The following is a 25216-nucleotide window of genomic DNA, read 5'->3' as shown; positions in this document are numbered from 1 at the left end:
TCATCTAGCCAACCTCTCTGCATGTGGAAAAGTAACACCATAGCAACAATATAGAAACGATTTATTAGGTTGCTCTAGTGAGATGATCTGAATTTAAGAGGTGAAACGTGTCAGCTTGGTGATTGAATGTGAAGTGAACCGTTTGAGGCGCAAGCTGATCAAACGCCGTATCGTTGAGAGAGTTGTCACAGCGGTGTTGTGCGATATTAAAGAGGTGTTGTGCTGCGCGACAGACGCAGCACAACGGTTAGTGCAGTGATTTCAGTACGATCCTGGGGCTGTCTATCATGCTGTGGGCTGCTCAGTTGCTAGCGTCACTTCGACTAAGCAGCTCATGGCGTTTGGCCCCTGTGTTAGTGGTGAGGTGCCAATATCGAGTGTTAACACATTCGGGTTGCCGGCCTGCTCGGTTTGTTGCCACTGTGCACCAAAACCGGGGTTAAACCAGGCCCCCGTCGCCATCAACACGACGCCCGGCATAATACCGCTGTTTAGTACTACGCCAGCCAGGCAACTGCCACGATCATTGCTGACTGTCACCAGTGCGCCGTCACTGATGGCGCGCTTGTGGGCATCTTCTGGGTGCATGTAGAGTTTCTCTTTTCCCTGAACTTTGTTCGCTTGCACCTGTGGTGCCGGGTCAAGTTGGCTGTGCAGGCGATCTTCCGGCTGGATTGAGATCAGGTGCAATGGCCAGCGTTCGGCCTGCGGCGCCCCGAGCCACTCGACCGGTGGGCGCCACTCAGGATGGCCAGCAAAATCGTCATAGTGATAACTGGCGATAGTTTCACTGAACAGCTCGATCTTGCCACTGGGTGTCTGCAATCGGTGCTGTTCAGGATCAGCACGAAATTCGGAGAAGAAGACAAACTCTTTTTCTGGCTTTGGCAATTCAACGTAGCCCTGTTGCCAGAAGGTATCAAAATCTGGCCAAGGGATGCCGGCTGCTTGCTGTGACTCACCACAGCGCTGATACAGCGCTCTCAGCCATCCCTGTTCATCGCGCCCCTCCGTGAAGGCTTGGCGATAACCGAGCCGATCGGCCAGTTCGGCAAAAATATCAAAATCATTGCGCGCCTGATGCAGTGGTTTGATGGCTTGATGCATCGCCAGCACATAGCGATCACGCGACGAGCCACCGATGTCATTGCGTTCTAAGGCACTGGTTACCGGCAGCACAATGTCCGCCATTTGTGCTGCCGCTGTCCACCAGATGTCTTGCACGATCACGGTGTCTGGTTTCTGCCACCCTTGCACCAGGCGGTTTAATTGCTGGTGGTGGTGGAATGGATTACCGCCTGCCCAGTGGATCAGGTGGATGTCTGGGTAGTGGTGCGTTTCACCTTGGAATGAATAGGGCTGACCAGGTTGCAGTAGCATATCGCAAATGCGCGCGACCGGGATCGATAAGCCTGCAGGGTTGTTGCCAATCGGCATCATTGGCCCAGCGGTATCTACACGTGGATTACCGACACTGTTCATTGAGCCGTGGCCGAAAGAGAAGCCGGCACCGGGTAGACCCACTTGCCCGAGCATTGATGCCAGTGCGATCAACATCCAGTAGGGCTGCTCGCCACGGTGTGCACGCTGTATCGAATAGGAGCAGGTGAGGAAGCTGCGCACGCCAATCAACTGCTCAGCCAGCCGGACGATACGCGCAGCGGGAATACCGGTGATGGCACTGGCCCACTGTGGCGTTTTCACCACGCCATCACTGCTGCCATTAAGGTAGGCTGCTAATTGTTGATAGCCGACGCAGTGACGGGTTAAAAATGCCTGATCTTCGGCACCACGTCGCTGAATTTCATACGCCAGTGCCAGCATCAGTGCAACATCGGTATTGGGGCGGATTGGGATCCACTCGGCATTAACAAACGCTGGGCAGTCATCGCGCATCGGGCTGATGTTGATAATCGGCATTCCCTTTGCCGCCAGTTTTTCCAACCAAGGCTTCAGTGTGTGCTCCATACCACCGCCAGAAGAGACTTGGGCATTTTTTAATGCCAGCCCACCAAAGGCGACCAGCAGTTGGCAATGTTCTGCCACGCTGGATAGCGTTGTTACTCGCCCAGTCAGTGGGCTGTAGGTGCCAATGATATAGGGCAGAAAAAACTGTGCCGCACCCCAACTGTAGTTCCCTTGCTGATCGACAGCACCACCGCCAGCAAAATGAAAACGGCGTACCTGTGAGCGTGCATGATGGAAACGCCCGGCAGAAGACCAGCCATAGGAGCCGGTAAATAGGCCAGAAGCACCATAGCGTTCACGCACACGTTGGTTCTCCTGTGCGATCAGATCGAGTGCGACATCCCATTCAACCTCAACAAACGGTTCTTTACCGCGTAGTGTTCGGTCGCTGTTTTCACGCCGTTGCAGCCATGAACGCCGCACCGCTGGTTTACGAATACGTCGGTCGGAATAGACCATCGGTGCGATTGAATCGAGCATGGGTGATGGATCAGTATCTTCGGCGTAGGGTTCACAACGGATCAGACGACCGTCTTCAACCACAGCGTGGTAGGCTCCCCAGTGAGCCAGTTGCGGGTAGCGAATAATTGACATAATTCCTCGTGGTGGGTGAAAGATGATTGACTACCGAGTTAGATAACATATTCCGCTTCAAGAAATTTGCTGATAAATGTCGCGGTTCGCTGCTCTTTCGGGCGCTGAAACAGTTCTGATGGCGGTGCAAATTCAACAATTTTGCCGCCGTCGATAAACATCACCCGATCAGCCACTTCTTGCGCGAAGCGCAGCTCATGGGTGACCAGTACTGTGGTGATCGCCTCTTCGGCAATCGCACGGATCACTTGTAACACTTCGTGTACCAGTTCCGGATCCAGCGCTGATGTTGGTTCGTCCATCAGAACCACTTTCGGCTGCATTGCGAGTGTACGGGCAATCGCGACCCGTTGCTGTTGCCCACCAGAGAGCTGGGCGGGGTAGCTTTGCGCTTTTGCGGCCATGCCGACTTTAGTCAGAAAGTGCATCGCTTCCTTCTGTGCTTGGTCGCGCGGCTTGCGCTGTACGGTGATCAACCCTTGCGTGACATTCTGCAATACCGTGAGGTGCGGAAATAAGTTAAATGATTGAAATACCATGCCGGTATACTGGCGCAGGCGGTAGGTGGCTGTTTTACTGATTGCACCGGCGCTAATCTGCTGATCGGCAATACGGATGCTGCCGGCGCAGGGTTTTTCCAGTAGATTCAAACAGCGGATCAGGGTCGATTTACCGGAGCCTGAAGGGCCGATGATCGCTACCGTTTCTGCCTGCTGGATGTGGAAGTCGATCCCCTTCAGCACTGGGTTGCCTGCGTAAGATTTTTCCAGTCCGTTTACTTCGATCATATCAGGCTCCTTTAGCGGTATGTTTTCTGGATCGGCGCTCCAGCAGGCTGAGGATTAACTCGCAGATCAGGCAAATCGACCAGTAGATCAGTGCGGCAACGACATAGACTTCAAAGAATTGTGAGGTGCGCCCAGCAATGATCTTGGCTTGCCCCATAATTTCCGGTACGGCGGCGATAAAGGCCAGTGAGGTATCTTTAAGCAGCATAATAAATTGATTGCCAATATTAGGCAGTGCCACCGTTGCCGCTTGCGGTAATACGATTTTGCAGAGTGCCTGACGAGTGGTCATGCCGATTGAGTAAGCGGCTTCAAACTGCCCTGGCGCTACAGAGAGGATCGCTGAACGGATAGTTTCAGAGAGATAAGCGCCAACATTGAGCGAAAATGCGACATAGACAAAGTAGATGGCAGGGATCTGACCGATATTGCTGTCAATTTGCAATGCGCGTAACAGCAACGGGATGCCATAGTAAGAGAGAAAAATCTGTACTACCAATGGGGTGCCGCGCATAAACGACACATAGAGGATCACCAGTTGTGTCAGACCGACGACCCGATAAATACGCAGCAGTGCCACTGCCAAACCGATAGCAGCACCAAAAATAAAGGCAACGAGGGTAATTGAAAGCGAGACCGGAATTCCGCGCGCAATTGCCGGAATTGATTCGAGCATATACTGAATATCAAACAGCTCAACCATAGTGTTATTTTCCATTTCCATTTAGTGCAATTTACATCCTGGCACGTATTCCAGCAGGCGTTATTGGCACTGTCTATTTGCACACCGACAGGTAGTCTATTGACGGATCAGGTACCGCACACTACTTGCTTGTTGCTTGCAAATCAGGCTGTCGTTATCGGGTATAGTCGGTAGCGAAATATTTAACAGAGAGGCGCGATAGTGTGCCATCATCGTGCATTGCTTGCAGCGCGCTATCAATACGCTGTTTCAGTGCGTTACCGGCAGCATCTTTCTTCATTACAAAAAATGTTGGATCGGCAGCCAGCGGTTCACCGACAACACGAATATTCAGGTTCTGTTTGGCAGCTTTGCTTTTTGCCATGATCGGATCATTCACTGTGGCATCAATGCGCCCAGTCGCGATATCTTGCAGAATGGTCGGAATATCCTGCTCGTAGTAGACAATAGTCAGGATATTACCGTGCTCGTTATTCCAATCCTCAACCAAGCGAGTAAACGAGTCTCCGACGGTCATACCAATCTTCTTGCCCTTCAGATCTGCCAGCGAGTGAATGTCGTTGCGGCCTGCTTTGACAATAAGTTGCGAAACACAGGTGAAATAACGGTTATCGGTCAGGTAGTAGCGCCGAACACGATCACGATTGGAAGTGAGCTGTTGTGCTAATAGCTGGAAGCGGTTGGCATCTAAGCCAGGAAATAGCGTGTCCCAAGGGGAGGCAATAAATTCGAATTGCAAACTGGCATCACGCTTGGCGACTTCACGCAACACTTCAATATCGTAGCCTACCAGTTCACCGTTCTCGTTATGGTAACTGAATGGCTCATAAGTGCCCATGGTACCGACTTTAATTGTTTGTGCGTTAGCCAATGCTGCGTTAACTGTAGATAAAAATAGCGCTGCTATTAGTAGCGATTTTTTAATAATACCTTTCATGATGCCTCCTGACTGGTGAAAGTGGTCGCGTTGCTATTGCATCGTCGGTGTGCCAACCGGCAGCGATAATAATGCCTGCCGGAATAGACTGTGAATGGTCATATTGCTGATCAATCCTATTTGGGCATGACCGAAGGCAGCCCGAATAGAGAGTAATCACCATCAGTTGCAGCAACGCTTATGGGGGTTACTGCATGATTTGTCGATTTTTTGTTGGGCTTTCAACGGCAAATCCAGCAATCGGTCTATTATGCAAAGCCAGGTAATTCATTCAAATAATATTAACCAATAATGTTATTCGATATTTGTATATCGACGTTGGTGTCGTTTTCACTGTTGAGCCTCTCTACTGGGCTATGCTAACCGCAACGGTGCGGTACTGACTCATGCTGATGAGCGACTTGGCGCTAACCACAACGCAAGCAGCCACTAGTTGACATTTCTGTTGTGATCAAGTATCACTTTAGCCATCCGAACATCTTTTAGAGAAGCTAACGTCTAATGTCTTATCACAGCCTGCTACTTAACCTACTCCTTCTCGCATCTTTTTTGCGCGGAATGCTGGTGGTTAACGTTCAGAACTGAGTTAGCTTACAGATAGCAGAAACCCGCGCTAATGCGCGGGTTTTTTTTACCCCGCTTAGCGTGAAACCAACACGATAAGGAATAAGCAAATGAGTCAGCAAGTCATTATTTTTGATACCACATTGCGTGATGGTGAACAGGCATTGCAAGCGAGCCTGAGCGTTAAGGAGAAGCTCCAGATCGCTCTGGCACTGGAGCGCATGGGGGTGGATGTGATGGAGGTTGGTTTTCCGGTTTCTTCCCCCGGTGATTTTGAGTCGGTACAGACTATCGCCAGGCAGATCAAGAATAGCCGTGTTTGTGGCTTGGCTCGCTGTGTCGATAAAGATATTGATGTTGCAGCCGAAGCCTTGCGCGTCGCCGAAGCGTTCCGTATCCATGTCTTTTTAGCCACGTCTACCTTGCATATTGAATCAAAACTGAGGCGCTCTTTTGATGATGTGTTAGCGATGGCTGTACATGCAGTCAAACGGGCGCGTAACTACACCGACGATGTTGAGTTCTCTTGTGAAGATGCTGGCCGCACGCCAATTGATAACTTGTGTCGAGTGGTAGAGACAGCGATTAACGCGGGAGCCACCACCATCAATATTCCAGATACCGTCGGCTATACCACACCGAACCAGTTTGGCAGCATCATTACGACGCTGTATAACCGAGTGCCTAATATCGACAAGGCGATTATTTCGGTTCACTGCCATGACGATTTGGGTATGGCAGTGGGTAACTCGATTGCAGCAGTGCAGGCTGGAGCACGTCAGGTTGAAGGCACACTGAACGGTATTGGTGAGCGTGCGGGTAACTGTTCACTGGAAGAGGTGATCATGGCAATCAAGGTGCGTGCGGATATTATGAAAGTACACACCAACATCAATCACCAGGAAATTTATCGTACTAGTCAATTGGTTAGTCAGTTGTGTAATATGCCAATCCCAGCCAATAAAGCGATTGTTGGCTCCAATGCGTTCGCCCACTCTTCCGGTATTCACCAGGATGGCGTGCTGAAAAATCGTGAAAACTACGAGATTATGACGCCACAAACCATCGGGCTGAAAGATGTTCAGTTAAATTTGACCTCACGCTCAGGCCGTGCAGCGGTTAAGCACCGGATGGAGGAGATGGGCTATCAGCAGCATGATTACAATCTGGATGATCTCTACACTGCGTTCTTGAAACTGGCAGACAAGAAAGGGCAAGTGTTTGATTATGATCTGGAAGCATTGGCGTTTATCAATAAACAGCAGGAGGAGCCAGAGCATTTCGCACTCTCCTACTTCAGCGTGCAATCGGGTACCAGTATTTTAGCTACCGCATCGGTAAAACTGATGTGTGGTGATGAAGAAAAGTCAGAAGCGGCGACCGGTAATGGCCCGGTGGATGCGGTCTATCAGGCAATCAACCGCATTACCGCTTACCCTATCGAGTTGGTGAAGTATCAATTGACCGCAAAAGGCCAGGGACGTGACGCGTTAGGCCAAGTGGATATTGTTGTTTCTTATCAGGGGCGACGTTTTCACGGTGTTGGCCTGGCGACGGATATTGTCGAGTCTTCAGCCAAGGCGATGATCCACGCATTAAACAACATTTGGCGCTCACAACAGGTAGCGAAAGAGAAGCAGCGCTTGCAACAAACTAAACAGCAAAACGATCAGGAAACGGTGTGAACATGAGCAAGAGTTATCATATTGCTGTCTTACCCGGAGACGGCATTGGGCCAGAGGTGATGGCACAGGCACAAAAAGTGTTGGCGGCAGTGAGCCAGCGTTTTGGGTTGCAGATTAGCCAGACTGAATATGATGTTGGTGGTATTGCTATCGATCGCCACGGCACACCGCTACCGGCTGCAACCGTGCAGGGCTGCGAACAGGCGGATGCGATCCTGTTTGGTTCGGTCGGCGGGCCAAAGTGGGAGCATCTGCCACCGGCAGAGCAACCAGAGCGTGGTGCCCTGTTGCCACTGCGTAAGCACTTTAAATTGTTCAGTAACCTGCGTCCGGCGCGTTTGTACCAAGGGTTGGAAGATTTTTGCCCTCTGCGCGCTGATATCGCTGCTCGTGGTTTTGATATTCTCTGTGTGCGTGAGTTAACCGGTGGTATCTACTTTGGTCAACCGAAAGGGCGCGAAGGTGAAGGTGCCAGTGAGCGTGCGTTTGATACCGAGGTTTATCACCGTTTTGAGATTGAACGTATCGCACATATTGCGTTTCAGTCTGCGGCCAAGCGCGCCGGTAAAGTGACCTCAATCGATAAGGCGAATGTGCTGCAAAGCTCGATCCTGTGGCGTGAAGTAGTCAGCCAGGTCGCTAACAGCTACCCGAATGTTGCGCTGTCGCATATGTACATTGACAACGCGACCATGCAGTTGATTAAAGACCCTTCCCAGTTTGATGTGTTGCTCTGTTCCAACCTGTTTGGCGACATTTTGTCTGATGAGTGTGCGATGATCACTGGTTCGATGGGTATGTTGCCCTCAGCCAGCCTGAATGAGCAGGGTTTTGGTCTCTATGAACCGGCTGGCGGTTCAGCGCCGGATATTGCCGGGAAAAATATTGCCAACCCGATCGCCCAGATCCTCTCTGCAGCACTGTTACTGCGTTACAGCCTCGGTGCAGATGCAGCAGCGGATGCGATCGAACAGGCAATCAATCAGGCATTAGAACAGGGTTACCGCACAGCCGATCTGGCGGGTGCCGGCAAAGCAATCAGCACCGATGAAATGGGGGATATTATTGCCCGTTTCATTGCCGAAGGAGCATAAATCATGGCTAAGACGTTATATCAAAAACTGTACGATGCCCATGTGGTGTACGAAGCAGAGAACGAGACACCGTTACTTTATATTGATCGCCATTTAGTGCATGAAGTCACTTCGCCACAAGCGTTCGATGGTTTGCGTGCGATGGGGCGCAAAGTGCGTCAGCCAAGTAAGACTTTTGCCACCATGGATCACAATGTGTCGACGCAAACTAAAGACATTAATGCCAGTGGTGAAATGGCACGCATTCAGATGCAGGAGTTGATGAAAAACTGCGCTGAGTTTGGTGTCTCGCTCTATGATTTAAATCACCCGCTACAGGGCATTGTGCATGTGATTGGCCCGGAACAAGGTTTAACGCTACCGGGAATGACGATTGTCTGTGGTGATTCACACACCGCGACACACGGCGCTTTTGGTGCTTTAGCGTTCGGTATTGGTACTTCTGAAGTCGAACATGTGCTGGCAACGCAGACCCTGAAGCAGGGGCGCGCCAAAACAATGAAAATAGAAGTCACCGGTCGGACAACTGCTGGTATTACTGCGAAAGATATTGTCCTGGCGATTATTGGTCACACTGGTAGTGCCGGCGGTACTGGTTACGTGGTTGAATTCTGTGGTGAGGCGATTGAAGCGTTAAGCATGGAAGGGCGCATGACGCTGTGTAATATGGCAATTGAGATGGGGGCGAAAGCGGGTTTGGTGGCACCAGACGAGACAACCTTTGCCTACCTGAAGGACCGCCAATTTGCACCAACCGGTGAAAGCTGGCAGCAGGCGCTGGCTTACTGGCGCACGCTGAAATCGGATGCTGATGCCCATTTTGATCAAGTGATCAGTTTACGTGCTGAGGAGATCGCGCCACAGGTGACCTGGGGTACTAATCCTGGACAGGTGATCGCTATCGACCAAGTGATCCCAGAGCCAGCCGGTTTCAGTGATCCAGTTGAACGAGCATCAGCAGAAAAAGCGCTTGCTTATATGGGATTACAAGCAGGCATCAAGTTAACCGAAGTGGCTATCGATAAAGTATTTATTGGCTCTTGCACCAATTCACGTATTGAAGATTTGCGTGCAGCAGCAGCAGTAGCGAAAGGGCGGCAGGTTGCCGCTGGTGTACAGGCGATTGTGGTGCCTGGTTCTGGCCCAGTGAAGGCGCAGGCTGAAGCGGAAGGACTGGATAAGATTTTTATTGCGGCTGGCTTTGAGTGGCGCTTGCCTGGGTGTTCAATGTGCTTGGCAATGAACAATGATCGCTTGGAACCGGGTGAACGTTGTGCCTCTACCAGTAACCGCAATTTTGAAGGACGTCAGGGGCGTGGTGGACGCACCCATTTGCTTAGCCCGGCTATGGCTGCCGCTGCAGCTGTGACGGGTCATTTTGCTGATATCCGCCAATTGAATTAAGGAGTCTGACTGTGGCTAAATTTACTCAACATACTGGCTTAGTAGTGCCGCTGGATGCAGCGAATGTCGATACTGATGCCATTATTCCAAAGCAATTTCTACAGAAAGTGACACGAACCGGTTTTGGCAAACACTTATTTCATGACTGGCGTTATCTGGACGATGCCGGGCGCCAGCCTAACCCGGATTTTGTACTCAACCAACCACGCTACCAAGGTGCTACGATCTTGCTGGCTCGTGAAAACTTTGGCTGTGGCTCCTCACGTGAACATGCGCCTTGGGCGTTGACTGACTATGGTTTTAGCGTGGTGATCGCCCCCAGTTTTGCGGATATTTTTTACGGTAATGCACTGAATAACCAACTGTTACCGGTAAAATTAACCGAACAGCAGATCGACCAGTTATTTAATCTGGTGGCTGCACAGGAAGGGATCGAATTTGTGGTTGATCTGAAAAACCAGACTGTCACAGCCGGTGCCACTTGCTACCCGTTCGAGATCGACAGTTTCCGCCGTCACTGTATGCTGAATGGGCTGGATAGTATCGGCTTGACGCTGCAATGCGAGGCAGATATTGCACGTTTTGAAGCACAACAAGCAGATTTTCTGAAATAACACCGCGTCAAACATCGGCGTGGCAGGTGTTTGGAACCGCCATATCAAAGCTTGATAGCTCCCCATTACTGGGGAGATTATGGTGCTTCCCTCACTGCCTGCGCCATGGCTTTTAGCGGCGGTCAGTGTTGAAACTGGTTAGGTTAATAGTGCTGGCAGACATAGGCGGTGAGTGATCTCAGCAGCCGCAATCCATAGGTGTTCCCTCGCTACCCTCGCTGCCTTCGGTTGCATAACCGTCACGTTTCCACCAATCGAGTCCACCAATAAGTTCCTTGACCTGAAAACCCAGTGTTAACAACTTCATCGCTGTTTTTGTTGAGGCGTTACAGCCAATGCCATCGCAATAGCAGATATAGATTTTTGATTTATCTAATTCTGCACTGTTATTAGCACAAAGTGCTTTGTGAGGAAGATTAATTGCCCCCGGAATATGTTCGCGTAGATAAGCTTCTCTGCTGCGCCCATCAACAACGACAAGATTGTCGCCCTGCTGGATCGCTGAATACAGGTCCGATGAATCAGTCTCAAAAGCCAGTTTCTTTTGATAATAAGCCAATTGTTCAATTGCTGACATATATAACCTCATTGTTGTTTAAGTATTCAAGAAATGGATTGCAAAAAGATCATCATCAACCTTTAACAAGTTATCCAACCCGTATTCCAGCGTGTCTTTGCTCCAACTGATAACATGCTGCAAGCATAAACAATCCACCTCCTTGAGTGCGGATGTATTTGTGAATATGGTTCAGTGAAAGTTGCCGCAGCGTGATCCGCTCAGGTTCAGACAGTATCAGAGCCATCCGTAAAATCGACACTCAAATTATATTGCACAGTATGCCACAGTTGCAGATGATATAAATGTGCTACTAATCAGAAAAAATATACCCAGCGGATAGAGCAGCATAATCTAAACTTACGGACTCATCTTAAGCGGGCTACTCGCAAGACTCTTTGCTTCCCAATGTCAGAAGCAGTGCACGATAAGATCATCGGCTAATCTCTGACAGTCAATCATGACCACTAAATCTGCGTCACGATCCATACAATGTCGTTACTACTGATTAAGATCCCTCCAGTCAGGGCTGTTACTCACAATTCGCATTATTTAACGTATCAGAAACGATGTGTTGTTAATTAAAAAATATAAAAATTAGCATGTTTACTACGGCTATGAAATTTTGATACTCTCATGAAATCATAAATTATTACATATTTACAGGGTGTTCTCGTGTCTTATAACTCAACATTAAAAAAAATTCTCCTCTCTGTTGTTGGCTTACCCGTGCTGTTTATGTTGCTAGCAAGCTGGCAAATACAGCGTTCTTATCCTTTAGACCAGATACGTAGCGAAATACAAGAATTACAGAATGCCATTACAGAGCTACAAGCGGTACAACAAGAACATGGAGACTCTGCTCAAATTAAGCTCAGTTCCGGAAAAATTACACCCGTCGGTACGCTCATCTACAGGGTAAAAGATGAGCATGGACGGTTACAATCCGCTTTGTTGATTGCTTTAGTTTGCAATGCATTTGCGTTCGGCACCCTAACTATCTCTTTGATAACACTTATTATCGGTGGCTCTGGGATCCTCTATATCCGCAGGTTGGGGATCAAGGCAATATCTTCACGAGAAGCGTTACTGCAACAGTTTTTAAAGGGGAAAAAAATATTACCCTGGTTCTTATGTGGCACTGGCGTTTTCTTTGTGTTTAGCATGATCTCTGCAATTTCATATGAACTGATAATGTTCCTGACTTATGGCATTGTCAGTGCTGGTATAGTAAAGCTATATTTCTTTGTCGTGATATTTGTCATTGGGCTGTTATGGTATAGCCTGAAAATGGTGTGGAATATTTTCAAATCGAGCAAGGCAACCTTTGAACTTGGTGAAATGACGGTGATAGGTCATGAGCTAACCAGACAGAATGCCCCCATACTGTGGGAATTGGTGGAGAAAGTTTCACAAACTACCCAAACGGTCATGCCAGATTCGTTAGTAATAGGACTAAACGAAGGTTTTTTTGTTACTGAAAACCCGGTACAACTCTACAATAGTGATAAAATTTCAAATGGGCGTACGCTCTATCTGCCATTACCTTATATGGCCTTTATGAACAGAGCGGAGATTTCCACCATTATTGCCCATGAGTTGGGGCACTTCACCGGATCGGATACCGAATATAGTCTGCGCTTTGCACCTATATACCGTGCTACGATCAATAATATTTCTGCTGTATATGCCAGTACACAAGATAGTAATGTGGGCAGTGACTGGATAGCTAAACCTGCGCTCATCCTTGGCCACTATTTTCTGGATTCTTTCCACGAAGCGGTGCAATTCTGGAGCAGAGAACGAGAGCTAGCAGCTGATGCTGTCGGAGTGCGTGCTGCCGATGCTACCACTTTTGCCAATGCGTTAATGCGCGTAGTCAGCCTCAGTTCCCACGTAAATAGAGCGCTGGATGTTTTCTGGATTCAGGCAGAGGAGGGGAAGGCAGACATTATCACCTTGGTGCAGAACTCCATAGAAGAGCATGGGTTTACCGATCTTAATGAATATCTGAATGAACAGTTCCCACACCCCACAGATAGTCACCCTACGCTGATCCAACGGCTGGAAGCACAGAATATAGCCATTGATGAGCAACTGTTACAAAATGCCACTAGCACACAGCAAACGACTTTGTTAGTAGAATTGGGGTTAGCAGAGCCGCAACCAACAAATGGTACAGAGCATAGTAATACACCAAATGAAAATACAGCAAATTCAATGTCAGGCTCTATTGCCTTCCAGTTGCAACACGATATAGCTGATCACGCAGCGCGATCAACCAAGGAAATAAAAGAAGCACTTTTGCCCATCGCACAAGAAGGCATAGAGACAGTAGTGGCATGTGAAACTGCTGCTCTTTACAAATGTTTGCTGATATTTTTCATATCCATGATATTGGTGTCATCCTTATTTATTCCTGACACCCGACTACCACTGACTTTTGCATTCCCCTTGATTGCGATTATGGTTATATTTCTGATCAAGACACATAAGAATGCGAAACTTCCTGTTATCACCATGACGGAAAAAGAGTTCTCCATACGGGGGCTGAAGGATCCCATTTTATGGCAGCATGTCAGTGATATCAGCATGACTCACAGCAATTATGGCTGTCATCTAAAGATCATTATGCAACCAGATGCTCCAAGGCCAACTACTCTAAGACGCAAGGTCAAATACAATCGTACACGTAATGAGTTGACATGGGCTTTTTTGGGTATCAAAAAAATGAGCGATGAGGAGTTTTTTGAAAACCTGCTGGCTCATTGGCGCGGTGGTAATGCACGTTTCCAACTGGCGTGTTTAGAGGGCAATCAAAGTAATAAGCCTGAGCAATTACCATAGCGCATCGATATCCAACTAATGCGCCAAGCCACTAGTTGTAGTTCCATCGTTGGTAACTAGTCGATTTTTTTCAACCAGGGTGCTCAGAATAGTAACAAAACCGACTATCTGAGCACCATCCCTGTTTCCTTTTAACTGATATGCCACACCTAATTTTTTCAGCATTTGAGTACTGCCACTGCCTAGCAATACCAATATTTGCTGTAGTGGCCTGTTGAGTTTCATAGCGAATAGATGTTTGGTTTAATTATATACAAAGTAGAATCCCGCCATGGGTGAAAGGGGCTCTTCGGGCGTGTGATATTTGTGCCGCCAGTAGATAAACTGGCAATAAGTGATTGTATATTAATGGAAAAAATCTTTACGGGAAGGCTTGGTGCCTGCCAGAGAGTTATTTGTTCACGCCAAAAATCGGCACGTTGTTGTGATGTCATCCCATCATCTCTGTATTCAATGAATGCAGAGACAGTGTTGCGCAGTCAAGTGCTAAAAAGCAGATACTGATTTAAGTGCACTTACAAAAAACCCGGCATCATGGCCGGGAGAAACTCAGTGACAAGTTTTTAGATGTTAACACCATGCTGTGCAGCAAGAGCAGAAAGACCACCGGCAAAACCTTGGCCAACAGCTTTGAATTTCCACTCGGCGCCATGGCGATATAGTTCGCCGAAGATCATTGCCGTTTCAGTGGAAGCATCTTCTGAAAGATCGAAACGGGCAATTTCCGCACCGTTATCGTTGTTATAAACGCGCATGAAGCTATTACTCACCATACCGAAGTTTTGTTTACGTGCTTCTGCCTCATAGATGGTTACGGCAAACACTAGCTTTTTGACGTCAGTAGAGACTTTAATCAGATCAATTTTGATTTGCTCATCGTCTCCGTCACCTTCACCAGTACGGTTATCACCTTGGTGCTCTACCGCACCATCAGGGCTAGTTTTGTTATTGAAGAAGATGAAATGGGAGTCTGACAGCACCTTGCCATCTTCGCCCACTGCAAATACTGAAGCGTCCAGGTCAAAATCCTGGCCATCGGTTACACGGGCATCCCAGCCTAGGCCAACCATAGCAATATTCATGGTTGGTGCTTCTTTGGTCAGAGATACGTTGCCGCCTTTTACGAGAGAAACTGCCATTTTTAGCTCCTGCAATTAGTTGAGTGAGGGCTGAATTAACAACCCCAGAGATGAAGAATTACTTTTACGTCAGGACGCATTGATACCGTATTGAGCACAAACGGATGCCAGCCCACCCGCATACCCCTGACCGATAGCGCGGAATTTCCATTCACCATTATGACGATACAGTTCACCAAATAGCATGGCAGTTTCAGTGGATGCATCCTCTGTTAGGTCATAACGAGCAACTTCTGTCTGGTTATCGTCATTCACAAGGCGAATAAACGCACCGGATACCTGTCCAAAGTTTTGGCGCCGGGTTGTAGCGTCATGGATTGTCACAACGAAGATAATCTTGTCTACACTAGGTGGGATGGAGTCCAGTTTGATCTTCAGGGATTCATCATCACCTTCACCTTCACCGGTGCGGTTATCACCGGTATGAGTTACAGAACCATCAGGGGACGTCAGGTTGTTGTAGAAAATAAAATCAGCGTCGCCACGCACTTTGCCGTTATCAGCCAGCAAAAATGCGGATGCATCCAAGTCAAAGTTCTGTCCGTCGGTTGACCGAACATCCCAGCCGAGGCCCACCAAGACATTTTTCATTGATGGAGCTGTTTTACTTAAGGAAACGTTCCCGCCTTTAGAAAGAGAAACACTCATAAATAACCTCTTATTTTTCTGATTTTCATGATATTTAATCGATTAGCTTCCCTTTTCCGCTGTATCAGGTCTGCTAGGGAAGGTAATACTCGCGATGATACCCAGCACCAGAACAACCAGTACGACATACAAGCTAGTTGTTGCTGCAATGCTGTAACCATGGTGCCAGATGTGATCGGTGGCATTGAGGCCTAGTTTTGCCGCGATGAAGAACAGCAGAATGATGACGGCCTTTTCCAGATGAACTAGGTACTGTTTTAGGGCCTCAAGAACAAAGTAGAGAGTGCGCAGACCCAAGATAGCAAACATCATGGCACTGTAGACGATGAGTGGCTCTCTGCTGACGGCAATGATTGCTGGCACTGAGTCAAACGCAAACATAACATCTGAAAGTTCAACCACAGCTAGGCACAGGAAGAGAGGAGTAGCGTACAGGGTACTTTTCTTGCCACGGCCAATGGTCATCTCTTTGTTATCTGGTTGTGCTAGTTCGCTATCAACCTCTTTCTGGGTCAGCAGGAAGGCATGACCTTTCAGTTTCGGCCAGATGGGGAAAAAACGTTTGACCATACGGTAAGCTAGGTGCTGAGAGTAATCTTCAATCTCATCATCACTATCACCGCTTTTGAGCATCATTACTGCTGTCCAGGCAACGATGATAGCGAAAACCACTTCAACGTATGGGCCGAGGCTAAGCAAGCTGGTGCCGATGGCGACGAAGATACCCCTGAAAACGATAGCACCAATTACCCCCCAATATAGAATGCGATGGCGATACTGATCCGGTACTGAGAACCAAGAGAAAATAGCCATCATGACAAACAAATTGTCAACCGAGAGCACTTTCTCCAATGCATAGCCAGTGACGAAAAGGCTAGCGGCTTCTTCACCGTGATGGATGTAGAGGAAACCGGCAAATATCATGGCAACTGCAACCCAAAATACGGACCAAAGTGCAGCACTTTTTAAAGAGATTGGCTTATCATCTCGGTGCATAAACAGGTCAATAAAGATTGCGCCGATTGAAAGGACAACAAAAACAATGACTGTTTCAGTTGGGAAACCGATGTGTGTGGAAACCATAATTCATCCTTAGGAATGCAAATCAGAGTCCAAATTCAGTTGGATCGAAACCCAATCCGATAGCAATCTCGCGGGAGGCAAGTTTCTCATCCTGATCAAAATTACCGTCACTCTTCGCAACAGCAATTCCAACACGTAAGGCGAGTTGAGCAGCCTCAGGCTGATCTTTCAACGCCAAGATGTACTTCATGGTTTCACCTTTACCGATTTCCATATCGAAATCGAAACTTGAAACCAGTTTGTTGAAGAACTCGATAACCTCATTGGTATCGAATACATTCAGTTCATCTGAGGAGCGTAGAAAACCCATCATTTTTTGCTTTTCTTCCGCGCTTACGCCGTCACTGGAGGCGGCAATACGGGCACAGACAGCCACAGTTCCCTGCATGAATTTTTTGTTTTTAAAACGGCCAACTTGGCGGGTCAGTTCGTCCCGTCCAGAGTTAATTGCATCTTTTACTTTGTCTAATAAGCTCATATCTGTTTCCTTTATCACTGTATTATTTAGAGCCGGTACTCCATTGGAATCCCCAGTTAAAAGCACGATCCATGTCGCGCTGATCGTTAAAATACTGGTTGATGCGCTCGACCGTAATCGCGCCATTTCTGTTGACAAGTCTGACAATCGCACATAATGTGCGTCTGTTCTCTCCCTCTGTCAGACGTGTCTCAATAGGGGGTTGACCCGGAACATGAACGGTAACAATCCCATCTGTCTTATCCCAACTAGGCACCCCTGAGTAAATAAAGGCATAAATCAACACTTCACGAATATTCTTCCATTCACGGCCATTAATGTGCAGCCATTCACCATCTGCTACATCTCCGGTCCGGTCATCGCCCTTAAGCTGAACGTAAGGCTCATTGTGATAATCACCAAAGGCATTACCCAAAGCCTGAATGACCGACTTATAACCGCTCTGAAGCTCAACGAAGGCCCCCAGATCTAGGTCGATACCTTTGGAGCTGAAAATGCTAGCAAACCCAGATTTGGTGTTACCCCGATGCCAGTTCAGGTTAATTCGGATTTCACCAAAATCATCCTGTTTGGTCAGGCTTATTGCTGGCTTCTCTTTGGTGAGAGATACTTTACTCAGGCTGATTTTACTCTTGGTTGTCGGCGCGGTAATTGGTGGGGTAATAATTGGGGGGACAGTAGGCGCTGCTTCATCGGCAATATTTACACCAAAATGTTCTGCTAGTGGTTTGAGCCCACCGTTAAATCCCTGCGCAATGAAGCGAAATTTCCAGTCATTATTACGACGATAAAACTCACCCAGAATTAAGGCGGCTTCTTGGCGACCAGTCAGTTCGACAATACAGTCTATCAAGCTGGTTGCCCCCTGCTCCACCCGGAGTGAAAGACTGTGAAGACCTGATATTGTCTGCCCACTGTCACAGGTAACAGTAAAAGCTATTTTCTGAACATCAGGTTTCAGTCGGTTCAGCGCGACAGTAAACGTTGAGTACTGGCCTTCACTGGCCAGAGTCACAGAACCATCATCGTTGATCGGCTGACCGTAGAAGACCATATCCGTATCACTCTGAACCTTACCGTCTGTGTACAGACGAAACGCTGAAGCATCGACTAAGCCTCCTGAGGAGATGCGTATGCTAAGCTCTTGTGCTGGAACAGGGGCATTGCCGCCCGGAGTCAGGTTCATGAGCGTACAACCGTTGAAACGATATCTGAGATCATATCGTCAATTGTACGGCCACGACAGGCATGCCCATGGGCGGTAAAGTCCCAGTTGCCATTATTACGGCGTAGTGACGAAATAATGATTCCGGTGTGAGAACCCTGTTCAGTTAGTTTATAGTGCGCCAGTTCTTTTCCGGTTTGATCGACTACGCGACAGAAAGCATTTTCGACATCATTGAATGTCTGACCACGGAAGCTGTTTACTGTAAATGCGAGGTATTCGACGTCGGCAGGCAGTTTGTGCAGGTTGACCTCGATAACTTCATCATCGCCGTCACCTTCACCAGTCAAGTTATCGCCAGTGTGAACGACTGAACCGCAACTGGATTTCAGTTTGCAAAACCAAACAGTGTCAATTTTTTTTCCGGATCTGCCGATTAATACACAGCCAGCATCAAGATCGATCGAGTCGTTGCCACCAAATAATCCGCCAAGGAATCCTTTTTTCTTGATCGGGTCCCAACCGAGACCAAATTGAAGTTTGCTTAATGCTGAAGATTCTTTGCTGAGTGATACAGTCTGGTTCTTACTTAACGAAACCATATTTTATTCCTTGAGGTAGTAATGATCAAGGCAGGGTAAGGGAATGAGCATGTTATCCCCGATCATTGACTAAAAATATCTCTATTATTGGTTAAGTGTAATAGTGAAATTTTATTATAATATACCCTGCAGTGATTAAAAATCGCACAATCACAATAAAGCGCTCGCCCTGAGTGAGCGATGCAATTAAACTGATTTCTATTAAATCACGAAAAAATCATATCATGATGAAGTTATCTGGCAAGTGAAATTTTTCTAAAAAACACAGCCATGCACGCATTCATCAACGGTTGCTATAAACAAATACATAAGTTTTAATTATGTATTTCTGTGGTGAATTTTATTAACATACCCTATTTTACAGCTAGAGTAATCAATCATACCAAGATTGACAAGTGACAATAACACTCATAGACTCGCTCCTCAATCGTAATTTGCATGCTGCCATGAGTGAAGATAAGAGAATGAATAAAAAAATTTGGCTTATGGAAGGTTTTTCCTCGCAAAGAAACATTATTCAGGGGATTAAATTATTCGCTAAGGAAAATAAGTTTGATATTACTGTTTTTGCTTCCCATAGCAGCGAGAGAAATGAAATTCTTTCCGTCGCAGATTATTCTCTGACCGAACCTAAAGAGGCTGAGGAACGTCTTTCGTTTATTAAAAAAATTGTTCGGTCACACGGTATTCACCATATTCATACTGGGCGTCACAGCCATTGGTTTGAGGAAAACCGCATAGCCATTGAGTCATCGGGAGTTACTTTGACTACAGGTGCAACAGGGGCAGAATGGCTGACATTGGCAGACGAAAAGGTTACTTTTGCGCAGTTTATGGAGCAAAACGGCCTGCCAGTCGTCCCTTCATGGCGAGTGAATACGCTTGCTGAATTGAAGACGTACCTTACGTCACCACCGTTCTTTGATAGCCCTGTGTGCGTAAAGCCGGTGACGGGTATCTATGGCATGGGATTTTGGCGTTTTGATAACAACGCATCTCCGATGGCTGTTTTTAACTCTCCCGAGAATCGCCTTGTTAATCCGCAACAGTATATTGCAGCAGCTTCAGTAACTGAGTCGTTTAAGCCGCTTGTTTTGATGCCATACCTACCTGGCCCGGAATTTTCTGTCGATATTCTGGCGGACAAAGGAAAAATACTTGCAGCGGTGGGGCGTCGTAAAGAGGGCGCTATTCAGTATCTAGTCAACGAAGGACCTGCCTTTGAGCTTGCGTGTGCCTGTGCCCAGACTATGAATTCGGATGGATTGGTCAATGTTCAGACACGCAACGATGTGCATGGTAACCCAGTACTACTTGAAACAAATATGCGTCCTTCCGGGGGGATCGGTTATACCCTGCACGGTGGAGTCAACCTTCCCGGATTATTTGCCGCTTATAAACTCGGCTTGATGTCCGTAGGTAGCGTCATCCAGAGCGCTAACACTTCCTTTTCTCCGGTTGCTGTGAGAGCCATGACAGAGGTGATCGTCTATCCGGAGACTGTCTCTAATATTCTAAATTAAAGTGAGTTTGTGCCTGTAATGATCGAAGATATGATTTATCGCCGTACACTCTCATGCGGCACTGTCCAAATCACTTATAATCGGGAAGATGTTCTGCTCGATGATTTGTTTGACATTGCCGAAAGACGCAACCCTAAACGTGCTTTTCTTTTTGTTAGTAAGGTACTTGGCAGACATATTCCTATATCGCCGACAGTTATGCGTCAGTCTTATAAGCAGCTTGCTAGCCAGTTTCCATCAACGTTGTCAGAGCCTGTTGTTTTCATCGGTATGGCTGAAACTGCCGTTGGCCTTGGTGCAGGTGTATTTGATGAGCTACGCCACCGCTATAGTGAATCTGTCTATCTGACGTCAACCCGTCATCCGGTTGATGGTTCGTTGCTTTGTGAATTCAAGGAAGAACACAGTCATGCCACTGATCATCTGATTTATCTACCGGATGATGGAGAGAAAAGACGTCGTGTTACCAGCGCGCGTACTCTAGTTTTAATTGATGATGAAGCAACAACCGGTAATACCTTTATTAATCTGCTCTCTGCCCTTCGGAATACTGGTAAGTTGCCACATATAGAACAGGTTATCGCTGTAACGCTTACAGACTGGAGTAGTAATGCGTTGTCAGAGCACAGCATCCTGCCCGTTAAGTCTGTTTCGCTTGTCAACGGCCAGTGGGAATGGATCCCTTTATCTGATGCGCCTGTACCGGTCATGCCCACTGTCAACGTGACGTCAAGAGGCTTGTGGGATATTAACGGCAAACAATCCTGGGGGCGTCTGGGGATGATCGCACCTGCGGCCGATCTCGGTCACGAGGTTTCCGTTCGCCAGAGGGAACGTATTCTGGTTCTCGGCACCGGAGAATTTGTCTGGGAGCCGTTTCTGCTCGCTGAACGTCTCGAAGCTGCTGGAGCAGAAGTATTTTACGGTTCGACCACTCGTTCCCCCATCGCAATTGGTTTTGCGATTGAATCTGCAATTTCGTTCACGGATAACTATGGGTTGGGCATTCCCAATTTTGTTTATAACGTAGCCCACCAACAGTTTGATCGTATCCTCGTTTGTGCTGAGACAGCTGCGGAGAGTATTGATGTTCAGTTGCTTAATGCACTGGCTAACGTTGCGCCTGTAGTAGAGATTGTTACTTATGAATAAACCTGTTGTTCTGAGCGATCTCGACGACACGCTGTTTCAGACCCGTCGAAAAATGGTGAATGAGTTGGCGCTGGAGCCATTCCGTATCGGTGCCGTTGATCGCACTTTGAAGCCACGCAGCTTTATGACGGAGGAACAATCTATGCTGGTTGACTGGCTGCTGGAACAGGCAGAACTCATTCCAGTCACGGCGAGGGGTACTGAAGAAATTGGTCGAGTTCAAATCCCTTTCCGCTCCTGGGCTATTACGACTCATGGTGCCGTTATTTTGACGCCAGATGGTAAACCCGAAGAAGAATGGAAATCCCATATGCTTGACCAGTTAGCCCCCTACCTAGAAAGACTAACTTCAATGCAGCGTCTCATTACTGACATGCTGAATAAAAAAGGGATCAATGTTTGGGCGAGGCTTAACTTTGAATATGGTGAAACGCCGGTCTACATGGTGATGAAACATCGTGACAGCACTCGCCTTGATGAACTCAATATGATTGCTGATGAAATTGAACACATCTTCCCGACAGAGGGTTTTTATATTCATCGCAATAATAATAACGTCGCCTGGCTTCCTACGCCGGTAGAGAAAGGCTTAGCTGTTAGTTGGCTGCTCGAAAAGCTTCGTGCTGAACGAGGGATTTTCCCTGTGATTGGTTTGGGTGACAGTCTAACTGATCATCGTTTTATGAAACTGTGCAGTTGGTTTGGCATTCCGCGACAGAGTCAGTTTGCAGATGCTATCTCACAGCAAATTCTAGGAGAAAAATAAGATGCAGTTACGTGAAACATTCTCTGGTTCTTACCTTCCGGATGATGTGGATTTTCTGCTGAAACCTATCGAAATTGCAATGACCCCGGTAGATCAAAAGGAAGAGCTGATTCAGTCTGGGAAAAAACATTACTCGGATATGCTGAGCCAAGAGCCGGCACCCACTCAATGGCATCTTGATTTATTTCATCGGGCACTGGAACAGGGAGCGGAACGACTTGCCAAAGAGGTCACGCAACTCGCTGTGGCTCTGGCCGAACGCGTCGGGAATGAGCCTGTAGTACTGGTCAGCCTTGTCAGGGCTGGCGTACCGTTAGGTGTTATGTTGCATCAGGCTCTGCGCGATATGGGAAGAACCTCCTTCCACTATGGTATCAGTATCATCCGTGATCGCGGAATTGATGGTGTCGCTCTCAATATTATTGAAAAACAACATGGTACCAGCGGAATTGTATTTGTCGATGGTTGGACGGGTAAAGGAGCGATTACTGAGGAACTGATACGTACGCTGAAAGGTCGCCAAGGCTATCCGGAGCAGCCACACCTAGTTGTACTGGCTGACCCCTGTGGTTCTTCCTGGCTTGCTGCCGGTGCTGACGATTGGTTGATTCCGTTTGGCATCATGGGAGCACCGGTATCCGGCCTAATTTCCCGGTCGGTTTGGTCGACGGAAGGGTTACATGGTTGCATGGTTTGTGAGCATCTCAGTGACTACGAATGTAGCAGGATGCTGGTAGATACGGTGTCTCGTTTTCGTAGAAAGTTATCACTGTTATCACTGGAACCACTGAATTGGAACACAGAATCTGCCAAAGCGTTGTGGCAGATAAGCCGTGATGTGATCGCGTACTTGGTTAATCAATTTAAAGTGGACAACGTTAATCGCATTAAGCCAGGCATTGCTGAGGCAACTCGCGCATTGTTGCGTCGGGTGCCACAGCATGTTCTTGTGCGTTCGATTCATGATCCAGATGTGGCATTACTGGTAGGGCTTGCTCGTGAAAAGGGAATTATTGTTACAGAAATGGGGGAAACCCTCGGCCAGTATCGGGCTGTAACTATTATAAAGAAGGTACTCTGATGAAAAATCGTCTTTCCCATTGGAATCTGGGGGCTACACTTTACATGCCGGCTACTCGGATAGACATTGCTGATACAGTAATGCACCGAAAGATCCCTGGTTTACGTTCACTGGTGATTTGTCTTGAGGATGCCATCAGTGAGGCAGACGTCCCGGTTGCTGTTAAAAATCTTGAGCAACTGCTGCATGAACTTAGTGATCACCTTCGTAAATGGGGCAATAATGACTGGCCATTGGTGTTCATTCGTCCTCGTAATACAGAAATGGGCGCATGGTTAAAAGAGAACGTTGATCTTTCTGCTGTTGACGGATTTGTGTTGCCGAAATTTACCCTCAGTTCATTACCTGAGTGGTGGCAAATCATGGCTGAAACCCAGTTGTGTATGATGCCGACACTGGAAACAGAAGACGTCTTTGACGTGGTTCAGATGCGCGAGTTAGCTGCCCACCTAGTTAATCATCCTTGTCACCAACGTATTATTGCTCTTCGTATCGGCGGCAATGATCTTATGAACGTTGTGTCACTTCGCCGGCCCCGTGACTTGACGCTATATGATAGCCCAATGGGTTACGTCATCAAAATGCTGGTATCAGTTTTTGGGGCACGTGATTTCGCGCTAACCGCCCCCGTGTGTGAGCATATTGACGACCATCAAGTGATGGAAAGAGAGTTGGCTCTTGATATAGCGCATGGGCTTGTAGGTAAGACCGCCATTCACCCAGGCCAAATAGAGGCCATTCAAAGTGCGCTAATGGTTAGCCAAGGAGAGCACTCTGACGCTCTCAGGATCCTTAATTCGACCCACGCGGTATTCAAGTCGCAGGGAACGATGTGCGAGCCTGCAACGCATCGCCGTTGGGCGACCAGAATTCTGGACAGAGCCCGATTCTACGGCTTACAGAATGAACAGAGTGCTGATGGAATCAGATTGATAAGAGGAAAAATACCCCAACATTGACACACCAACAACGACATAGAATTATCGATGGCGGTGTTTATCAACACAAGCTACCTTGCCTCCAGGCACTTGACCTGCTGCCAGGCTTGTTCCATCTGCTCCAGTGTGGCGGCTTCCAGTGGCAGGCCCTGTTGCTGCATCAATTGCTCAACTTGGCGAAAGCGGCGATCAAATTTGCGGTTGGCGACTTGTAGTGCTTGTTCTGCTTTATGACCCAGGTGACGGGCAAGGTTGACTACCGCAAACAGCAAGTCACCGATCTCCTCTTCCAGTTTTTGCTGGTCTACTGTTGGCTGGCGTGTTTCATCGATCACTTCATCCAGTTCTTCGTAGACTTTAGCCAGCACCGGTTCGACAGTTTGCCAATCGAAGCCGACCGCAGCACAACGCTTCTGTATTTTGTATGCTTTCATCAATGCCGGTAAGCTGGCGGGGATATCATCCAAGTTGGAGTGCAATGCTTTGCCTGCCCGCTCATCTGCTTTCAGTTGCTCCCAGCGTGCTGACACTTGCGCCACTTGCTGTTGCTGTTTATGGGCAAACACGTGCGGGTGGCGACGTTCGAGTTTATCGCTGATGGCATGGCAGATCTGATCAAAATCAAACAGCCCCTGTTCTTGCCCTAACTGAGCATAGAACACCACCTGGAACAGCAGGTCACCTAATTCATCACGTAGATCAGCATGATCTTGGCGCTGGATAGCATCAAGCACCTCGTAGCTCTCTTCCAATGTATAGGGCGCTAGCGAGCTGAAGGTTTGTTGGCGATCCCATGGGCAACCAGTGTGCGGGTCACGCAATTTTTTCATCAAATTGAGCAGGTGTTGCAGTGGTGTTATGTCAGTCATGTTGAGATCCCTGGTAAA

Annotated in this window: 22 protein-coding genes and 1 pseudogene; 11 read left to right on the top strand and 12 right to left on the bottom strand. The window is 47.8% G+C overall.

All coding sequences use genetic code 11. From position 1 onward, the window contains the following. Nucleotides 1-285: 285 nt before the first annotated feature. From EOJ37_RS02515 to EOJ37_RS02500, 4 genes are all read right to left on the bottom strand, one after another. The gene (locus tag EOJ37_RS02515) at nucleotides 286-2562 is read right to left on the bottom strand and encodes a molybdopterin-dependent oxidoreductase (protein ID WP_127957411.1); all 2277 of its coding nucleotides are present in this window, start codon (nucleotides 2560-2562) and stop codon (nucleotides 286-288) included. 38 nt (nucleotides 2563-2600) lie between these two features. Then, on the bottom strand, nucleotides 2601-3350 hold the full coding sequence (locus tag EOJ37_RS02510) for an amino acid ABC transporter ATP-binding protein (protein WP_127957408.1): 750 nt from the start codon (nucleotides 3348-3350) through the stop codon (nucleotides 2601-2603). A 1-nt stretch (nucleotide 3351) separates the two neighbouring features. Beyond that, nucleotides 3352-4068, bottom strand: coding sequence for an amino acid ABC transporter permease (locus EOJ37_RS02505; protein WP_206194008.1), 717 nt, complete (start codon nucleotides 4066-4068; stop codon nucleotides 3352-3354). 139 nt (nucleotides 4069-4207) lie between these two features. Further along, nucleotides 4208-4990, bottom strand: coding sequence for a transporter substrate-binding domain-containing protein (locus EOJ37_RS02500; RefSeq protein ID WP_127957405.1), 783 nt, complete (start codon nucleotides 4988-4990; stop codon nucleotides 4208-4210). A 674-nt stretch (nucleotides 4991-5664) separates the two neighbouring features. Between EOJ37_RS02500 and leuA the strand changes: the two genes are divergently transcribed. From leuA to leuD, 4 genes are read left to right on the top strand one after another with little or no spacing between them, the layout of a single operon-like run. Further along, a complete protein-coding gene (gene leuA, locus EOJ37_RS02490) occupies nucleotides 5665-7239 on the top strand; it encodes a 2-isopropylmalate synthase (protein WP_127957402.1) in 1575 nt (524 codons plus the stop codon). 2 nt (nucleotides 7240-7241) lie between these two features. Next, nucleotides 7242-8333, top strand: coding sequence for a 3-isopropylmalate dehydrogenase (leuB, locus tag EOJ37_RS02485; RefSeq protein WP_127957399.1), 1092 nt, complete (start codon nucleotides 7242-7244; stop codon nucleotides 8331-8333). 3 nt (nucleotides 8334-8336) lie between these two features. After that, nucleotides 8337-9737, top strand: a complete 1401-nt coding sequence (gene leuC, locus EOJ37_RS02480; protein WP_127957395.1) for a 3-isopropylmalate dehydratase large subunit — start codon at nucleotides 8337-8339, stop codon at nucleotides 9735-9737. Between the two features lie 11 nt (nucleotides 9738-9748). Further along, complete coding sequence (gene leuD / locus EOJ37_RS02475; RefSeq protein ID WP_127957392.1) at nucleotides 9749-10351, top strand: 3-isopropylmalate dehydratase small subunit; 603 nt, start codon at nucleotides 9749-9751, stop codon at nucleotides 10349-10351. A gap of 178 nt (nucleotides 10352-10529) precedes the next feature. Here the strand turns inward: leuD and EOJ37_RS02470 are convergent, their stop codons facing one another. After that, entirely contained in the window at nucleotides 10530-10928 is a 399-nt protein-coding gene (locus EOJ37_RS02470; protein ID WP_127957388.1) for a rhodanese-like domain-containing protein, read from the bottom strand. Between the two features lie 300 nt (nucleotides 10929-11228). On the opposite strand from EOJ37_RS02470, the pseudogene EOJ37_RS02465 reads away from it, so the two are divergent. Together EOJ37_RS02465 and EOJ37_RS02460 are read left to right on the top strand one after the other, a co-directional pair. Next, nucleotides 11229-11351: pseudogene (locus tag EOJ37_RS02465) on the top strand (IS1 family transposase); the annotation flags it as partial. A gap of 231 nt (nucleotides 11352-11582) precedes the next feature. Beyond that, complete coding sequence (locus EOJ37_RS02460) at nucleotides 11583-13754, top strand: M48 family metallopeptidase (RefSeq protein ID WP_127957385.1); 2172 nt, start codon at nucleotides 11583-11585, stop codon at nucleotides 13752-13754. Nucleotides 13755-14317: 563 nt separating this feature from the next. Here the strand turns inward: EOJ37_RS02460 and EOJ37_RS02455 are convergent. The 6 genes from EOJ37_RS02455 to EOJ37_RS02430 all read right to left on the bottom strand — a co-directional run bounded on the left by EOJ37_RS02455 (nucleotide 14318) and on the right by EOJ37_RS02430 (nucleotide 18869). After that, entirely contained in the window at nucleotides 14318-14893 is a 576-nt protein-coding gene (locus EOJ37_RS02455; RefSeq protein ID WP_127957382.1) for a TerD family protein, read from the bottom strand. Nucleotides 14894-14962: 69 nt separating this feature from the next. Next, nucleotides 14963-15541 carry a TerD family protein gene (locus EOJ37_RS02450; protein ID WP_127957379.1) on the bottom strand — a complete coding sequence of 193 codons (579 nt, stop codon included), beginning with the start codon at nucleotides 15539-15541 and terminating at the stop codon, nucleotides 14963-14965. Nucleotides 15542-15583: 42 nt separating this feature from the next. Continuing rightward, nucleotides 15584-16624, bottom strand: a complete 1041-nt coding sequence (locus EOJ37_RS02445; protein WP_127957375.1) for a TerC/Alx family metal homeostasis membrane protein — start codon at nucleotides 16622-16624, stop codon at nucleotides 15584-15586. A 22-nt stretch (nucleotides 16625-16646) separates the two neighbouring features. Beyond that, entirely contained in the window at nucleotides 16647-17102 is a 456-nt protein-coding gene (locus tag EOJ37_RS02440) for a tellurite resistance TerB family protein (protein ID WP_127957372.1), read from the bottom strand. A gap of 22 nt (nucleotides 17103-17124) precedes the next feature. Beyond that, on the bottom strand, nucleotides 17125-18288 hold the full coding sequence (locus EOJ37_RS02435; protein ID WP_127957369.1) for a TerD family protein: 1164 nt from the start codon (nucleotides 18286-18288) through the stop codon (nucleotides 17125-17127). Continuing rightward, nucleotides 18285-18869, bottom strand: a complete 585-nt coding sequence (locus EOJ37_RS02430) for a TerD family protein (protein ID WP_127957366.1) — start codon at nucleotides 18867-18869, stop codon at nucleotides 18285-18287. The genes EOJ37_RS02435 and EOJ37_RS02430 overlap by 4 nt, the downstream gene beginning before the upstream one ends. A 464-nt stretch (nucleotides 18870-19333) precedes the next feature. Here EOJ37_RS02430 and EOJ37_RS02425 point away from each other — a divergent pair, with 464 nt between their 5' ends. The 5 genes from EOJ37_RS02425 to EOJ37_RS02405 are packed head-to-tail and all read left to right on the top strand — an operon-like array spanning nucleotide 19334 to nucleotide 24350. Continuing rightward, the gene (locus EOJ37_RS02425; protein WP_127957590.1) at nucleotides 19334-20392 is read left to right on the top strand and encodes an ATP-grasp domain-containing protein; all 1059 of its coding nucleotides are present in this window, start codon (nucleotides 19334-19336) and stop codon (nucleotides 20390-20392) included. Nucleotides 20393-20410: 18 nt separating this feature from the next. Further along, nucleotides 20411-21544: a phosphoribosyltransferase domain-containing protein gene (locus tag EOJ37_RS02420; RefSeq protein ID WP_420820611.1), complete on the top strand. Its 1134-nt coding sequence runs from the start codon at nucleotides 20411-20413 to the stop codon at nucleotides 21542-21544. Beyond that, nucleotides 21537-22310 carry an HAD family hydrolase gene (locus EOJ37_RS02415; RefSeq protein WP_127957360.1) on the top strand — a complete coding sequence of 258 codons (774 nt, stop codon included), beginning with the start codon at nucleotides 21537-21539 and terminating at the stop codon, nucleotides 22308-22310. The genes EOJ37_RS02420 and EOJ37_RS02415 overlap by 8 nt, the downstream gene beginning before the upstream one ends. 1 nt (nucleotide 22311) lies before the next feature. Beyond that, on the top strand, nucleotides 22312-23391 hold the full coding sequence (locus EOJ37_RS02410; protein ID WP_127957356.1) for a cysteine protease StiP family protein: 1080 nt from the start codon (nucleotides 22312-22314) through the stop codon (nucleotides 23389-23391). Next, entirely contained in the window at nucleotides 23391-24350 is a 960-nt protein-coding gene (locus EOJ37_RS02405) for an HpcH/HpaI aldolase/citrate lyase family protein (protein ID WP_127957352.1), read from the top strand. Before EOJ37_RS02410 ends, EOJ37_RS02405 begins: the two co-directional genes overlap by 1 nt. Nucleotides 24351-24400: 50 nt before the next feature. Here the strand turns inward: EOJ37_RS02405 and mazG are convergent, their stop codons facing one another. After that, nucleotides 24401-25198 (bottom strand): nucleoside triphosphate pyrophosphohydrolase, encoded by a 798-nt coding sequence (gene mazG / locus EOJ37_RS02400; RefSeq protein WP_127957349.1) that lies wholly within the window; start codon nucleotides 25196-25198, stop codon nucleotides 24401-24403. Between the last annotated feature and the right edge of the window lie 18 nt (nucleotides 25199-25216).

The organism is Serratia microhaemolytica (genome assembly GCF_004011885.1).
GTDB lineage: Bacteria > Pseudomonadota > Gammaproteobacteria > Enterobacterales > Enterobacteriaceae > Serratia_G > Serratia_G microhaemolytica.
This window is presented reverse-complemented; position numbering and strand designations above follow the sequence as displayed.

What these genes read in the sequence shown, in the direction of transcription:
- EOJ37_RS02515 (WP_127957411.1), bottom strand. Translation starts at nt 2,562, where the DNA reads ATGTCAATTATTCGCTACCCGCAACTGGCTCACTGGGGAGCCTACCAC.
- EOJ37_RS02510 (WP_127957408.1), bottom strand. Translation starts at nt 3,350, where the DNA reads ATGATCGAAGTAAACGGACTGGAAAAATCTTACGCAGGCAACCCAGTG.
- EOJ37_RS02505 (WP_206194008.1), bottom strand. Translation starts at nt 4,068, where the DNA reads ATGGAAAATAACACTATGGTTGAGCTGTTTGATATTCAGTATATGCTC.
- EOJ37_RS02500 (WP_127957405.1), bottom strand. Translation starts at nt 4,990, where the DNA reads ATGAAAGGTATTATTAAAAAATCGCTACTAATAGCAGCGCTATTTTTA.
- leuA (WP_127957402.1), top strand. Translation starts at nt 5,665, where the DNA reads ATGAGTCAGCAAGTCATTATTTTTGATACCACATTGCGTGATGGTGAA.
- leuB (WP_127957399.1), top strand. Translation starts at nt 7,242, where the DNA reads ATGAGCAAGAGTTATCATATTGCTGTCTTACCCGGAGACGGCATTGGG.
- leuC (WP_127957395.1), top strand. Translation starts at nt 8,337, where the DNA reads ATGGCTAAGACGTTATATCAAAAACTGTACGATGCCCATGTGGTGTAC.
- EOJ37_RS02470 (WP_127957388.1), bottom strand. Translation starts at nt 10,928, where the DNA reads ATGTCAGCAATTGAACAATTGGCTTATTATCAAAAGAAACTGGCTTTT.
- EOJ37_RS02455 (WP_127957382.1), bottom strand. Translation starts at nt 14,893, where the DNA reads ATGGCAGTTTCTCTCGTAAAAGGCGGCAACGTATCTCTGACCAAAGAA.
- EOJ37_RS02450 (WP_127957379.1), bottom strand. Translation starts at nt 15,541, where the DNA reads ATGAGTGTTTCTCTTTCTAAAGGCGGGAACGTTTCCTTAAGTAAAACA.
- EOJ37_RS02445 (WP_127957375.1), bottom strand. Translation starts at nt 16,624, where the DNA reads ATGGTTTCCACACACATCGGTTTCCCAACTGAAACAGTCATTGTTTTT.
- EOJ37_RS02440 (WP_127957372.1), bottom strand. Translation starts at nt 17,102, where the DNA reads ATGAGCTTATTAGACAAAGTAAAAGATGCAATTAACTCTGGACGGGAC.
- EOJ37_RS02435 (WP_127957369.1), bottom strand. Translation starts at nt 18,288, where the DNA reads ATGAACCTGACTCCGGGCGGCAATGCCCCTGTTCCAGCACAAGAGCTT.
- EOJ37_RS02430 (WP_127957366.1), bottom strand. Translation starts at nt 18,869, where the DNA reads ATGGTTTCGTTAAGTAAGAACCAGACTGTATCACTCAGCAAAGAATCT.
- EOJ37_RS02425 (WP_127957590.1), top strand. Translation starts at nt 19,334, where the DNA reads ATGAATAAAAAAATTTGGCTTATGGAAGGTTTTTCCTCGCAAAGAAAC.
- EOJ37_RS02420 (WP_420820611.1), top strand. Translation starts at nt 20,411, where the DNA reads ATGATCGAAGATATGATTTATCGCCGTACACTCTCATGCGGCACTGTC.
- EOJ37_RS02415 (WP_127957360.1), top strand. Translation starts at nt 21,537, where the DNA reads ATGAATAAACCTGTTGTTCTGAGCGATCTCGACGACACGCTGTTTCAG.
- EOJ37_RS02410 (WP_127957356.1), top strand. Translation starts at nt 22,312, where the DNA reads ATGCAGTTACGTGAAACATTCTCTGGTTCTTACCTTCCGGATGATGTG.
- EOJ37_RS02405 (WP_127957352.1), top strand. Translation starts at nt 23,391, where the DNA reads ATGAAAAATCGTCTTTCCCATTGGAATCTGGGGGCTACACTTTACATG.
- mazG (WP_127957349.1), bottom strand. Translation starts at nt 25,198, where the DNA reads ATGACTGACATAACACCACTGCAACACCTGCTCAATTTGATGAAAAAA.